Origin of the sequence: Flavobacterium sp. N1994 (assembly GCF_025947145.1) — a bacterium.
Lineage (GTDB): Bacteria > Bacteroidota > Bacteroidia > Flavobacteriales > Flavobacteriaceae > Flavobacterium.
In genome coordinates this window covers 2,445,439-2,460,050 of record NZ_CP109999.1, presented here as the reverse complement: position 1 = coordinate 2,460,050, position 14,612 = coordinate 2,445,439, and the positions used below count along the sequence as shown (strand labels likewise).

The 14,612-nt window shown below is 36.1% G+C and carries 12 protein-coding genes and 1 tRNA gene; 5 read left to right on the top strand and 8 right to left on the bottom strand.

Going from position 1 to position 14,612, the window contains the following annotated elements; genetic code table 11:
* The 3 genes from asnS to OLM53_RS10935 all read left to right on the top strand — a co-directional run bounded on the left by asnS (position 1) and on the right by OLM53_RS10935 (position 3,600).
* Positions 1 to 1,434, top strand: a complete 1,434-nt coding sequence (gene asnS / locus OLM53_RS10945) for an asparagine--tRNA ligase (RefSeq protein ID WP_264520273.1) — start codon at positions 1 to 3, stop codon at positions 1,432 to 1,434.
* Positions 1,435 to 1,509: 75 nt separating this feature from the next.
* Positions 1,510 to 2,982: an RNA polymerase factor sigma-54 gene (rpoN, locus tag OLM53_RS10940; protein ID WP_264520272.1), complete on the top strand. Its 1,473-nt coding sequence runs from the start codon at positions 1,510 to 1,512 to the stop codon at positions 2,980 to 2,982.
* Between the two features lie 12 nt (positions 2,983 to 2,994).
* Positions 2,995 to 3,600, top strand: a complete 606-nt coding sequence (locus tag OLM53_RS10935; protein ID WP_264520271.1) for a hypothetical protein — start codon at positions 2,995 to 2,997, stop codon at positions 3,598 to 3,600.
* Here the strand turns inward: OLM53_RS10935 and OLM53_RS10930 are convergent.
* The 5 genes from OLM53_RS10930 to OLM53_RS10910 form a co-directional block, all read right to left on the bottom strand.
* The gene (locus OLM53_RS10930) at positions 3,595 to 4,287 is read right to left on the bottom strand and encodes a porin family protein (RefSeq protein WP_264520270.1); all 693 of its coding nucleotides are present in this window, start codon (positions 4,285 to 4,287) and stop codon (positions 3,595 to 3,597) included. The two genes, OLM53_RS10935 and OLM53_RS10930, sit on opposite strands and share 6 nt — an antisense overlap.
* 23 nt (positions 4,288 to 4,310) lie before the next feature.
* Positions 4,311 to 4,397, bottom strand: a tRNA-Ser gene (locus tag OLM53_RS10925).
* A 58-nt stretch (positions 4,398 to 4,455) separates the two neighbouring features.
* Positions 4,456 to 5,484 (bottom strand): asparaginase, encoded by a 1,029-nt coding sequence (locus OLM53_RS10920; protein ID WP_264520269.1) that lies wholly within the window; start codon positions 5,482 to 5,484, stop codon positions 4,456 to 4,458.
* A gap of 1 nt (position 5,485) precedes the next feature.
* Positions 5,486 to 6,610: a 1-acyl-sn-glycerol-3-phosphate acyltransferase gene (locus tag OLM53_RS10915; RefSeq protein WP_264520268.1), complete on the bottom strand. Its 1,125-nt coding sequence runs from the start codon at positions 6,608 to 6,610 to the stop codon at positions 5,486 to 5,488.
* A 64-nt stretch (positions 6,611 to 6,674) separates the two neighbouring features.
* On the bottom strand, positions 6,675 to 7,442 hold the full coding sequence (locus OLM53_RS10910; protein ID WP_264520267.1) for a TatD family hydrolase: 768 nt from the start codon (positions 7,440 to 7,442) through the stop codon (positions 6,675 to 6,677).
* A 74-nt stretch (positions 7,443 to 7,516) separates the two neighbouring features.
* On the opposite strand from OLM53_RS10910, the gene OLM53_RS10905 reads away from it, so the two are divergent.
* Positions 7,517 to 7,954 (top strand): retropepsin-like aspartic protease, encoded by a 438-nt coding sequence (locus tag OLM53_RS10905; protein WP_264520266.1) that lies wholly within the window; start codon positions 7,517 to 7,519, stop codon positions 7,952 to 7,954.
* Here OLM53_RS10905 and OLM53_RS10900 read toward each other — a convergent pair.
* Positions 7,929 to 9,164: a TCR/Tet family MFS transporter gene (locus tag OLM53_RS10900; RefSeq protein WP_264520265.1), complete on the bottom strand. Its 1,236-nt coding sequence runs from the start codon at positions 9,162 to 9,164 to the stop codon at positions 7,929 to 7,931. The genes OLM53_RS10905 and OLM53_RS10900 overlap by 26 nt on opposite strands.
* A 133-nt stretch (positions 9,165 to 9,297) precedes the next feature.
* Here OLM53_RS10900 and OLM53_RS10895 point away from each other — a divergent pair, with 133 nt between their 5' ends.
* On the top strand, positions 9,298 to 10,320 hold the full coding sequence (locus tag OLM53_RS10895) for a hypothetical protein (RefSeq protein WP_264520264.1): 1,023 nt from the start codon (positions 9,298 to 9,300) through the stop codon (positions 10,318 to 10,320).
* Between the two features lie 81 nt (positions 10,321 to 10,401).
* Here OLM53_RS10895 and odhB read toward each other — a convergent pair whose 3' ends face one another.
* Positions 10,402 to 11,619 (bottom strand): 2-oxoglutarate dehydrogenase complex dihydrolipoyllysine-residue succinyltransferase, encoded by a 1,218-nt coding sequence (gene odhB, locus OLM53_RS10890; RefSeq protein ID WP_264520263.1) that lies wholly within the window; start codon positions 11,617 to 11,619, stop codon positions 10,402 to 10,404.
* Positions 11,620 to 11,722: 103 nt separating this feature from the next.
* Positions 11,723 to 14,503, bottom strand: coding sequence for a 2-oxoglutarate dehydrogenase E1 component (locus tag OLM53_RS10885; protein ID WP_264520262.1), 2,781 nt, complete (start codon positions 14,501 to 14,503; stop codon positions 11,723 to 11,725).
* Positions 14,504 to 14,612 lie beyond the last annotated feature (109 nt).

The following is a 14,612-nucleotide window of genomic DNA, read 5'->3' as shown; positions in this document are numbered from 1 at the left end:
ATGAAACATTCAAGAGTAAAAGACTTACTAAGCAGCGAGAAATCAAACTATGAAGTAACTGTAAAAGGTTGGGTAAGAACTTTTAGAAACAATCAATTTATTGCGTTGAACGATGGTTCGACTATTAACAATATTCAATGTGTTGTCGATTTTGAAAACACTCCTGAAGAGACTTTAAAAAGAATTACTACTGGCGCAGCACTTTCGCTTACAGGAAATTTAGTAGAAAGCAAAGGAGCTGGTCAGAAATATGAAATTCAGGTTTCAAAACTAGAGATTTTAGGAGATTCTGATGCCGAGAAATTTCCAATGCAACCTAAGAAACATTCGCTTGAATTTTTACGTGAAAACGCCCATTTAAGAGTTAGAACCAATGCATTTGGAGCTATCATGAGAGTGCGTTCGGTATTGGCTTTTGCGGTGCATCAATATTTTCAAGAAAAAGGATTTGTATATGTAAATACGCCTGTAATCACTGGTGCTGATGCCGAAGGTGCTGGAGAAATGTTCCAAGTAACATCCTTGCCTTTAGATAATTTGCCAAAAAACGAAGAAGGCAACATCGATTACAAAAAAGATTTCTTCGGAAAACATACCAACCTAACCGTTTCTGGTCAATTAGAAGGCGAAACGTTTGCCATGGCATTGGGTCAGATTTATACTTTTGGACCCACTTTTCGTGCAGAAAACTCAAACACCTCTCGTCACTTAGCTGAATTTTGGATGATTGAGCCAGAAGTAGCTTTCAATGATTTGAACGACAATATGGATTTGGCAGAAGATTTTATCCAATACGTAATTAAATATACGATGGACAAATGCCAAGACGATTTGAAGTTTTTAGAAAGTCGTTTGCAAGAAGAAGAAAAACAAAAACCTCAAGCTGAGAGAAGTGAAATGGGATTGTTGGAAAAATTAAATTTCGTTTTAGAAAACAATTTCAAACGTGTTTCCTATACTGAAGCTATTGACATTTTAAGAGATTCGACTCCAAATAAAAAGAAGAAATTCCAATACATCATTAACGAATGGGGCGCTGATTTACAAAGTGAGCATGAAAGATATTTAGTGGAAAAACACTTTAAATGTCCTGTGATTTTGTTTGATTATCCAGCGAATATTAAAGCCTTTTACATGCGTTTGAACGAAGATGGAAAAACCGTTCGTGCGATGGATATTTTATTTCCTGGTATCGGAGAAATTGTTGGAGGTTCACAAAGAGAAGAGCGTTACGAGGTTCTAGTTGAAAAAATGAAAGTGCTTGGCATTGACGAAGAAGAACTTTGGTGGTATTTAGACACCCGTCGATTTGGTTCAGCTGTGCATTCTGGTTTTGGATTAGGATTTGAAAGATTGGTGCTTTTCGTAACGGGAATGACAAACATTCGCGATGTGATTCCTTTCCCAAGAACACCACAAAACGCAGAGTTTTAATAACTGTATTCTGTTTTAAGTTATCTGTTAAAATAAATTCAGAAACCGACAACCGACAACTTACAACCAACAACAATGTTAAAGCAGTTTCTAAATCTTAAATTATCACAAAAGCTATCGCCTCAACAAATTCAGTTGATGAAAATGATACAAATGCCTACGCAGGCATTTGAGCAACGATTGAAAGAGGAGTTGGTTGAAAACCCGGCCTTGGAAAGTGGTAGAGATGAAGAACAAGAACTTTACGAAAAAGATGAATTTGACAACAACGAAGAGTATGATGATCTTGTTGGAAGCGATAATATCGAAACCGATGAAATCAACATCGATGAGTATTTGAGTAATGACGAAACGCCTGAATACAAACTTCAAGCTAATAATTACAGTGATGATGACGATGACAGAGAAATACCTTTTGCCGCTCAGACTACTTTTCATCAAGATTTACTCAATCAATTAGACACCTTTCTTTTAACTGAGGAAGAACGTAATATTGCCGAATTTTTGGTAGGAAGTATTGACGATGATGGTTATTTACGTCGTGATGTTCAAGATATTGTTGATGACATGGCGTTTACTCAAGGTATTTATACGGATGAAAAAGCAGTTGAGAAAATGCTCCACATTATTTACGACTTAGATCCTCCGGGAGTAGGTGCGCGTAATTTGCATGAATGTCTTTTGCTACAACTTCGGCATAAAACCCCAACAGAATATATAGCGTTAGCCATCAATATTATTGAAAACGAATTTGATGCCTTTATCAAAAAGCATTACGAAAAACTAATGCTCACTTTTGAAATTTCGAAGGAGCAACTCAAAAAAGCCATCGAAGAAATTGAGAAATTAAATCCAAAGCCAGGTGGTACTTTTGATAGTAGCAGTAGTCGTTCTATAGAACAAATTGTACCCGATTTTATCATTAGAATTGTAGATGGGGAATTAGAACTTACTTTAAACAGCAGAAATGCACCCTCTTTACACGTTTCCAAAGATTATCAGGAGATGCTTCAAACTTATAAGGACTCTAAAGACAAATCCAACTCTCAAAAAGATGCGGTGATGTTTATCAAACAAAAACTAGATTCGGCCAAATGGTTTATCGATGCCATCCTTCAACGACAAGAGACACTTTATGTAACGATGAATGCCATTATGCATTTTCAGCAAGAATACTTCTTGGATGGAGAAGAAACCAAACTAAAACCTATGATTTTGAAAGACATCGCCGATATGGTTGGAATGGACATTTCTACAGTATCCCGTGTGGCCAGCAGCAAATATGTGGAAACACCATATGGCACAAAACTAATCAAAGAGTATTTCTCAGAGTCTATGAAAAATGACCAAGGTGAAGATGTTTCTACGCTCGAAATTAAAAAAATTCTGAAGACTATTATTGAAGAAGAAGACAAACACAAACCGCTACCTGATGATCAATTAGCAGAAATTCTTAAAGAAAAGGGATATCCTATTGCCCGAAGAACCATTGCTAAATACCGAGATTTGTTTGACATCCCTGTAGCTAGAATGAGGAAGAAGATTTAAAACCAAAGTATTTTGAAAAAAATCCTCCCTTTTTTTTCGTACCTCTTCCATCCTATTTTCATTCCACTTTTAGGAACTATATTCTATGTGCTATTTGATGAAAAATATTTCACTTTACCACAATACCTGATTCTATTTCTGCAAATCATTATTGTTACTTTTTTACTCCCGATTGCATTTTTCTATCTTTTAAGAACCTTTGGAAAAATTGAAAATGTAATGCTTTCAGATATAGCGCACCGAAAAATTCCGTTGTTATTGCAAATGGTTTTATTTGCTGTTTTAATAGAAAAAAGTATTACTGTAGATCGATTTCCAAGCTTATATTTCTTTTTTGTGGCTGGATTACTAAGTACCATTTTTGCTTTTTTATTGTTATATGTAAAAGTCAAAGCCAGCATTCACATGATTGGAATTAGTTCATTAACTGTTTTTATCATTGGACTGAGTATTCACAATCAAATCAACTCTATTAATTTGGTTGCTTTTTTTGTGATTATGAATGGCATAGTGGCTTCCTCACGATTGGTGATGAAGGCGCATACAAATAAAGAATTGTTAATTGGGTTTTTGTGTGGCATTATTCCACAAACAACGTTGCTGTTTTTTTGGCTATAAAATGTAAAACATTAAACCAAAATTAGTCGTATTCATATTAATGGATTCACCATCCATTTTTGCCGACGATTTAAACAATGGATTTAATCCATAATAGAAATAAAAATTCCAAGTGTTCCAACCAAAAGTTAGATAAACACCATATTGAAGTGGATTAAGATCTTTGTTATGGGATTGGGTAACCGTTGCGTTTGAAGATACCGATTTATACTCATCATAAAAAAGATAACTCAACTTAAATCCTGAATAAACCCTCCAAAAAATATGACTATCTGGAGTAGAATTACGCCATCTGAATTCTATTGGTAAATCTATGTAATGAAAAGATATTTTGTTTTTAGAATAGTAAACATTGGGATCTAAGGCTTGGTATGTATTCGTTCCATCGACATTAGAAATTCCTAAATTTTGACTGTAAATGGCCAATGAATAACCTAACCCTGCAGCAATGGAAACGGTTCTAGATTTATTGATGGGCATGTCTCTTAAAAAACCACCTGCAAAACCTGGTGAAAGCTTATTCTGTGCTATTTCTGAAGGACGTCTTTGAAGGGCATTATAAGTGATGTTCAGATAAAATTGATCTTCTCTATACAACGAATCGATAGCATCAAAATTAATTTCTTTTTCCTGAGCAAAAGTGGGAATAGAACTAAAAAAAATTATGATGAAAAGACCTATTCGCATAAAACTATTTTTAGAAAGAAAAGCAGAGAGGATGGGATTCGAACCCACGATACAGTTACCCATATACAAACTTTCCAGGCTTGCTCCTTCAACCACTCGGACACCTCTCTAATTGTGTTGCAAAGAACAACAAAATTTTTCAGTAAAAAAAGGTTAGTCTGTATTTTGTTAATGCATTTCTCCTCGAAGAGAGGTTTCAAAAATCGTTTTGAAAACTGCTGGTGCTACATTTTGTCCTAACAAATACATCAACTTAGTAATGGCAGCTTCCGTAGTGATATCTTTTCCAGAAATTACTCCAATTTTTTTAAGTTGCGAACTGGTTTCGTATTGTCCCATATTGACACTTCCACCTGAGCATTGGGTAACATTGATAATATACAAACCCTTTTTGATGGCTTTTTTTAAGGTATTGACAAACCATTCTTCTGTAGGTGCATTTCCTGAACCATAAGTTTCCAGAATAATCCCCTTCAGATTTGGAATAGCAATGATAGACGATAAGACAGATTCATTAATGCCCGGAAATATTTTTATTATCACTACATTGTTGTCCATCTCTTTGTGAACGACTAATCTTTTATTGGATTGTTTTTGTAAAACCAAAGTACTATTGACATTCAAATGCACGCCAGACTCGGCCAACTCAGGATAATTTGGTGAGGCAAAAGCTTTAAAATGTTCTGCATTAATTTTTGTAGTTCTATTGCCGCGGTATAATTTATATTCAAAATACAAGCAAACTTCCTGAATTACCGACTTCCCTTTTTGTTGCAATGAAGCAATTTGAATGGCGGTTATCAAGTTTTCTTTGGCATCCGTTCTTAAATCTCCAATAGGTAATTGTGAACCTGTAAAGACCACTGGTTTATTTAAATTCTCCAACATAAAACTCAATGCTGATGCGGAATAAGACATCGTGTCTGAACCGTGAAGCACTACAAATCCATCAAAGTTAGTATATCTTTCTTCTATAATTTCAGCAATTTCAACCCATTTCTCTAGGTTTATATTCGAGGAATCTATAGGTTTTTTAAAAGAAATCGTTTCGATATTACAATCCAAATGCTTGAGTTCTGGAATCTTTTGTAATAGTTTTTTAAAGTTGAATGCTTTCAATTCGCCCGTCTCAAAATCCTTAATCATACCAATGGTTCCACCAGTATAAATCAGCAATATGTTAGGCTTAGATTGCATGTTAGTATTTTGATTTATTCACTACTGGATTGGCATACATCGCTAAAAAGCTTTCTACCATTTGCGGATTAGTTTCATCAATTTTCATCTCTAATCGACGCTCAAATAACGACTTTTCGTTTTCGGTGTAAAAGTCTTTGTACTTATCCGTTTTATGTAATAAATCGTAAGCAATATAGTTAGTGGGCCACAATTTATAACTCTGTAAAATAGAATCATCAATGGCTTGAGCCAAAGCTTGAATTTGTTTATTGGAATTGTCAAATTCTTGTGTGATTTTATCTAATTCTTTGTCTAAAATATCACCTACATGAATATGGATTCTTTTCTTTTGACCAATGATTCCGCTTAAAAGCGTAACGAAATCTTCATTTTTCTCTTTGATGTAAATCTCATCATTTGCTTCAGCTATTAACTGTGGCATTTTCAAAGCATCTGTCGGGTCATATTCATAAGAAATGGAAACAGGAACTATTTTTATTTTCTTAAAATAATCCATCAAATTCACTTCATCCGAACCCATAGCTAGCATTTTTAAAACGCCTGAATGAGTAGCATCATTACCATCCTTGGTTCTTCCTTCACGTTGAGCTATCCAAACCGAACGATTTTCTCTTAGTAATAACTGACCAATATATTCGGACATTAATTTTGAACTTACCAGTAATTCTCTGGGAGGCAAACCTCGAAGTACCAAAAAATTTCTATTCAGTTTTGAAAGCGTTTTTAGAAACGATTTTTTAACCAAATTATCTCCAATGGCCGAAGCTGTCATTACTAATCCGTGATCAAACAAGGCAACGTTTAGTAATGAGGTGTCTAAAATGATATCTCTATGATTAGAAATAAAAAGATAAGCCGTGTTTTTTTGCAGCTTTTCAAAACCTGAAGTGGTCAATCCTTCCGAGCTTTTTTCCAAGACTTTTTGAACGGCTTGGTAAATAAAATTACATTGAAAATCGCGAATCGAATGTGTTTTTTTAAGTTGGTTTTTCCAAACTTCTTCATCCACATCTGGGAAAGTAAAGCTCATCAACGCCTTCATCATCGGATGATTTACCGCTGAGTGAATAGCTTCATTGACTTCGGCATCATAATACGGTCGAATAGAATCAAATCTTTGCATCTTGGCTTACAATTTAGCTGGAACAAATGAACAAAAAAAAAGTCACTTTTTGTTACATTTTAGGTTAAATCCCGAAAACTTGTTTAGAATTTTCGGTCGTGATTCGAGCAATTTCTTCTATTGGCAATTGATAAATCTGTGCTAATTTTTCGGCAACCAATTTAGTATAACTGCTTTCATTTCGCTTACCGCGATAAGGAACAGGGGCTAAATAAGGCGAATCGGTTTCAAGAACAATATGTTGCAAATCGATTTCGTTTAAAAACTGATCTATTTTTCCGTTTTTAAAAGTGGCCACTCCTCCTATTCCCAACTTCATATTCAAATCAATGGCTCTTTTGGCTTGACCGAAATCACCTGAAAAACAATGAAAGATTCCGAATAAATCAGCAGCTCGTTCGCTTTCTAAAACCTCGAAAACTTCATCAAACGCCTCACGACAATGAATATTGATACCTAACTGATATTTTTTGGCTAATTGTATTTGATATTGAAAAGCTTCTTGTTGGATTTTTAACGTGGTTTTATCCCAGTACAAATCGATACCAATTTCACCTATAGCGTAGAACTTCTTTTTGGATAATTCCGTTTCAACATGAGCTAGTTCTTCCTTATAATTTTCTTTCACATAGCAGGGATGTAAGCCCATCATTAAAAAAATATTTTCTGGAAATTGCGCTTCCAAATCATACATCTTCTGAGTGTAATTCGAATCAATTGACGGCACAAAAAAACGGGAGACTCCATCCTTAATAGCACGCTGAATCATTTCAGTTCTATCTTGATCAAATTCCTCGGAATATAGATGGGTATGTGTATCGGTAAAAATCATAGTGTTTTTCAAAGCCGCAAAGTTACAAAGTTTGCTATCGATTTTTGAATTACATTTGACATCATTTCACTTTTATGAAAAACCTGCAAGAAGTACTGAAAAAAGAAAAGTACAAGAAAATAAACTTCAAGGTGTCGAAAACACAACATTTGCTTATCAAAGCTACTATTAATAGCGTTACTGGAAATTTTATTTTAGATACTGGAGCTTCCAATAGTTGTGTTGGTTTTGAAGGTATTGAAAAATTTGATTTAAAAGCAGGAAAGTCTAAGACCAAAGCTGCTGGTGCTGGTGCCACTGGAATGTATACCCAATTAGCCAAAAACAATTCTTTGAAAATTGGTCGTTGGAAAACAGAAGAATTCCATTTGGTTATTTTTGATATGGGGCATGTGAATCAAGCTTTACAACAATACAAAGCCAAGCCCGTTCATGGTATTATTGGTGCTGATGTTTTGTTAGAAGGAAAAGCAATTATTGATTATTCTAATCACTGTTTGTATTTGAAGTAAAATGTTTTTTCAAAGAATAAAAGGCCAAAATCGTACTCAATAACATCAAAAAACTTCCTAAAACAAATGGTGCGCCAGCAAATTGGAATGGTGCTTCTTTGTGCGTAAAAAAGTAAAAGGTGTTAGTCATCATCGGCGGACCAATAATCGCCGAAGCACTCATCAAACTCGCCATAGTTCCTTGAATTTCACCTTGCTCATTTGCTGGGACTTTCGATGAAACGGTAGCTTGTAATGCCGGACCAGCAATTCCTCCTAGACAATACGGTATTAAAAAAACAAACATCATCCAACTTTCTGTGGCAAAAGCAAAAAGCAACATCCCAACAGTATAAAGCATTAAGCCGATATAGATACTCTTTTCATTCCCTAATCTTGGGCTAGTCCATCGAATTAATCCTCCTTGAACAATGCCTACTAAAAGTCCGACTGCCCCAAGCGATATCCCCACCATTTTTTCATCCCAATGGAAACGATACATGGTAAAAAAACTCCAGTTGCTATGCACAGCATGAGAACCAACATACAAAAGGAAAATAGCTAAAATCAAACCCAATAAAGAAGGGTATTTTTTTAATCTTAAGAAAGCAGTTATGGGATTGGCTCGCTTCCATTCAAAGTCCCTTCTGTTTTCTTTGTCTAGGGATTCTGGCAAAATAAAATAACCATAAAGAAAATTCAACATACACAAAATGGCAGCCGCATAAAACGGAACACGGGAACCATATTGGCCTAAAAGCCCTCCAATTACAGGTCCTATAATAAAGCCTAAACCAAAAGCAGCTCCAATCATTCCAAAGTTTTTGGCTCGGTTTTCAGGGGTACTTACATCAGCAATGTAGGCCGAGGCTGTTGTGATACTCGCGCCCGTTAAGCCTGCAATAATTCTTCCTAGAAATAACCAAGCAATCGTTGGCGAAAAGGCTAGTAAAAGATAATCTAGGGCAAAAGCAAAAAGCGAAATCAAGATGATGGGGCGTCGTCCAAATTTATCACTCAAATTCCCAATCAAAGGAGCACAGATAAACTGAGTTATAGCATACGCAAAAGTCAACCAACCTCCATACTTTGCCGCTTCACTAATGTCGCCATGAATGAGTTCTTTGATTAATTTTGGAATCACTGGGATAATAATACCCCAACCCGTAATATCGATAAGCATAGTGATAAAAATAAATCCTATCGCTGCTTGTTTTTGATTTTGCTTCATACCTAAAAACTGTAACACAAATTAACGGAAAACATATTTAAAAAAACTATTTGATACTAAATTCAAGTTTTTAACGTTTTACTCATACAGACGCAACCATTTAACAATAAAGCACTCTTTCAAAAAAAATCGTATGAAAAACACAACCAACTCTTTCAACTTAAAAAAAGCAGTTTTCCCTTTTTTAACAGCTTTAATTTTAATCATTATTACTATTAGCTGCAGCAGTTCCGATAATGGGAATAGCCTTCCAACCGCTATTAAATTTAACAAACTAAAAACGGATGCTCTTAACTCTCTTACCCAACATTTCCAATTTAATACTGCAGATGGTTATGCCAGTTTTACATCTTCCAAAGGAGTTCAAATATCTTTTAGTGCCATTGCCTTATCCTTAAACGGAAATCCTGTAACAGGAACCATTGACATCGAATATATTGAAATTTTTGACGGTGGCAACATGTTAGTTACTGGTAAACACACTATGGGAAAAATGCCTGACGGTAATCATTCTTTGTTGCTTTCTGGTGGAGAATTTTATATTAATGCCACTAAAAATGGACAACAATTAGAATTACAAGGAACAATAACATTGGGAATCCCAACCAATTTAACAGATGGAGATAATGGCGGAAATCCTAATATGACTTTGTGGAACAAGACTGAAAACGATTCTGTATGGGTACCGAATGAAAACAACAACCCAGCAGGAGCAAATGGTGTGGAGCTGGGACAAGGACAAATAGCAACCGGAAATGGATTTTCTATTTATTATGCCTATGTTGGCACTTTTGGTTGGACCAATGTAGATTGTTTTTATAACTACACTGGTCCAAAAACGACTATTTTAGCTTCTGTTCCAAATGGTTATACTGATCAAAACTCTGCCATTTATTTACATTATGATGGAAAAGGAAATGCATTAGCCAAATTAGACACTTACGATACTACCACGGGGCTTTTTACCGAACATTATGGACAGATTCCCATTGGATTAGCGTGCCATATTATATTTGCTACTGAAGATAATGGGCATTTTAGATATGCCATAAAAGCTGTTACAATTTCTGCTGGTGAAGTCTATAATTTTACTCTGAGTGAAACCACAGTAGGTACTCAAGAGCAATTGACAGCCGCCATAAATGCTCTTCCATAATATATACAAACTAAAAATCCCGCTTATAAAACTAAGCGGGATTTTACATATATAGGCGCCTCATCCGAGACGGAAAAAACTTTAAAGTTCTAAAGCTTTCTTAGGATCATTATCCATTAAAATTGCTACTGGGTTTTCTAATGCTTCTTTTACCGCCACTAAGAAACCTACAGACTCACGTCCGTCAATGATTCTATGGTCGTATGATAAGGCTACAAACATTACTGGAGCAATAACGATTTGTCCGTTTTTAACCACGGCTCTTTCTACCACATTATGCATCCCTAAAATTCCAGATTGTGGTGGATTGATGATTGGTGTAGATAACATACTTCCGAAAACCCCTCCATTAGAAATAGTAAAGGTTCCTCCTGTCATTTCATCAACCGTGATTTGTCCGTCACGAGCACGGATTGCTAAACGTTTAATCTCAGCTTCAACTCCGCGGAAAGTTAACGTTTCTGCAAATCGAACTACAGGAACCATTAATCCTTTTGGTCCAGAAACAGCTACAGAGATATCACAGAAGTTATATGAAATTTTCTCTTGTCCATCAATCATGGAGTTTACATCTGGGTATAATTGTAATGCACGAGTAACCGCTTTAGTAAAGAACGACATAAAGCCTAATCCTAATCCGTGTTTGGTTTTGAATTCTTCTTTGTATTGTTCGCGTAAAGCATAAATGGCGGTCATATCTACTTCATTAAAAGTAGTTAACATAGCCGTTTCGTTTTTAGCCGCTACTAATCTTTCTGCTACTTTGCGACGTAACATCGATAATTTTGTTCTTTCAGAACCACGAGTTCCTCCAATTGGTGTTCCCATGGAAGGTACTCCTTTTACTGCGTCTTCTTTAGTAATTCTTCCATCTCTTCCAGTTCCTGTAACGGTTGCCGGATCAATATTTTTTTCGTCTAATATTTTTCTGGCTGCTGGTGATGGCGTTTGTGAAGCGTAAGTAGTAGTCGCCACTGGAGCTGCTTTTGGAGCTTCTGCTTTTGGAGCCTCAACTGCTGCAGGTTTTACATCTGCTGCAGGAGCGCTTCCTGTTGGTTTAGCCGCACTAGTGTCGATTAAACAAACTACCGCGCCTACTACTACTGCATCACCTTCTTCTGCTTTTAATGTGATAATTCCACTGGCTTCTGCTGGTAATTCCAAAGTAGCTTTATCCGAATCCACCTCAGCGATGGCTTGGTCTTTTTCTACATAATCGCCGTCTTTTACTAACCAAGTAGCAATTTCAACTTCTTTTATCGATTCTCCCGGTGAAGGGACTTTCATTTCTAAAATCATCTTTTATAATTTTATAGTGTTGTTCTTATTTATCTTTTTCTAGCCCCGATTGTAGTGGAAATCCTCGAAGAGATTGCAACGGAAAGCGGGAAATAGCTCCAAATTATTGAAATAAATTTTTATCAAATACCATTTTAATAGCATCGGCATGGCGGCGTCTGTCACGAGTACTGCTTCCTGCTGCTGGTGCTGCGTAGGCTTTTAATGAAGCTAATCTCCATTTCACTACATTGAAATTCATTAGCATATAACTGTAAGCCCCCATGTTTTTTGGTTCTTCCTGTGCCCAAACAAAATCATCAGCATTTGGATAAGTCGCAATCACGGCTTTCAACTGCTCTATTGGTAACGGGAATAACTGCTCAATACGAACCAAAGCTACATCATCTCTACCTGAATTTAGTCTTTCGGCTAAGATATCGTAATAGAATTTCCCTGTACAGAACACCAAAGTTTTTACTTTTTTCTTATCGATAGTATCGTCAATTACTTCTTGGAAACTGCCGTTGTATAATTCCTCGCGAGTAGAAACACACAATGGGTGACGCAACAAACTTTTTGGAGTAAACACTACCAATGGTTTGCGGAATTTGGTTTTCATTTGGCGACGCAACAAGTGGAAGAAATTGGCTGGTGTAGTACAATCGGCGACAAACATGTTGTGACGAGCACACAATTGCAAATATCTTTCCATACGAGCCGAAGAGTGCTCCGCTCCTTGTCCTTCATATCCGTGAGGCAACAAGAGAACGATACCGTTTTGGTTGTTCCATTTGTCTTCCCCGCACGAAATGTATTGGTCAATCATAATTTGGGCTCCATTAGAGAAATCTCCAAACTGAGCTTCCCAAATGGTTAAAGCATTCGGATTGGCTAAAGCATAGCCATAGTCAAATCCTAAAACGCCATATTCTGAAAGGAAGGAATTAAAAATATTGAACTTCCCTTTTTTATCTTTTACCGTGTTTAAAAGAATTACTTCTTCTTCACTGTCTTCTACTTTTACTACGGCATGACGGTGAGAGAAAGTTCCTCTTTCCACATCTTGTCCTGAGACACGTATATCATAGCCTTCGGTCAACAATGACCCATAAGCTAAGGTTTCTGCCGTTCCCCAATCAATGACATCATTGTCATACATGGTTTTTCTATCAGTAACAATTTTGGTTATTTTGCTGATGAATTTCTTATCTGAAGGCAATGTTGATACGGAAACGATGATTTCGTCTAATTTGTTTTTGTCGAAAGTCGTGTCTACTTTTTTCAACATTTCATCATCGGAAACCTGAACATATCCTTGCCACTCGTCTTGCATGAAGGGTTTGATAATCGTCAAATCTTTTTTACGAGACTCTTGTAGATTTTCATCTAGTTGTTCTTTGTAATCGTTTTCTATTTTAGTCAAATAGGCGGCATCCACTATTCCTGAAGCAATTAATTTCTCGGCGTATATCTCTCTCGGATTTTGATGTTTGGCAATCAGTTTGTATAAAACGGGTTGTGTAAAACGAGGCTCATCTCCTTCATTGTGACCATATTTTCTATAGCCTAACAAATCGATGAAGACATCGCGTCCGAATTGCATTCTGAAATCTAAGGCGAAAAGCATGGCATGAACCACCGCTTCTGCATCATCAGAATTCACATGAAGTACTGGAGACAAAGTCACTTTAGCCACATCGGTACAATACGTTGACGAACGAGCATCTAAATAATTAGTGGTGAATCCAACTTGGTTGTTAATTACAATATGAATAGTTCCTCCAGTTTTGTATCCGTCCAATTGTGCCATTTGTACAATTTCATAAACAATTCCCTGTCCAGCAACTGCAGCATCCCCGTGAACGGCAATAGGCAATACTTTTGAGAAATCGTCTGGGAAATATTTGTCTTGTTTGGCACGAGTGATTCCTTCAATAACGGCACCAACGGTTTCCAAGTGAGATGGATTGGGTGCTAAATTCAAGTTTATTTTTTTTCCTGATTTTGTAGTTCTTTCTGCGGTTAATCCTAAGTGGTATTTAACATCGCCATCAAAGTATTCCTTGTCATAATCTTTTCCGTCAAATTCAGAGAAGATATCTTGAGTTGCTTTTCCGAAAATATTGGCAAGGATATTTAGCCTTCCTCTGTGTGCCATACCCATAACGAATTGCTCTACTCCTTTTTCAGCAGCGGCTTCAATTAAAGCGTCTAAGGCTGGAATAATACTTTCTCCTCCTTCTAATGAGAATCGTTTTTGACCTACATATTTGGTATGTAAAAAGTTCTCAAACGAAACCGCTTCGTTCAACTTTCCTAAGATATGTTTCTTTTGGTCGTTGTCGAAGTTGGGAAGATTATCATTGATGTTTAATTTATCTTGAATCCATTGAATGATTTGTGGATTTCTCATATACATGTATTCGATACCAATGTGTTGGCAATACACGTTTTTCAGATGATTCAATATTTCTTTAAGAGTGGATGGCTTTTGTCCTAAAACCTTAGCGGCATCAAAAACCGTATTCATATCGGCAGAGGACAACCCGAAATTTTCTAAGCCTAAAGTAGGTGTAGATTGTCTTCTAGTACGAACTGGATTTGTTTCAGTAAATAAATGTCCACGTGTTCTGTAGCCGTCAATTAGCTTTAATACATTAAATTCTTTTTGAAGGGTATCAGAAACTTGTCCGTTTTGAGGAACATTGGCAGCATAAGTAGCCAATTGTTGCACTTGATGATCGGCGTAATTCTCTTCTCCATAAGTGGTGAAACCAAAGTCAAAACCTTGAAAAAAGGCTCTCCAGCTTGGTTCTACACTATCGGGATTTTGAAGATATTGGTCGTATAAATCGGCGAAAAATTCAGTATGTGCTGCGTTTAAAAAGGAAAACCTATCCATATGTTATGAGTAAATAGTCTTTGTATTAAAAAATCAGATGCAAAAGTATGATATTTGTGATAATCTTTCAATGTTTTTAATACATTTATATCGCTAATTAAATATATAT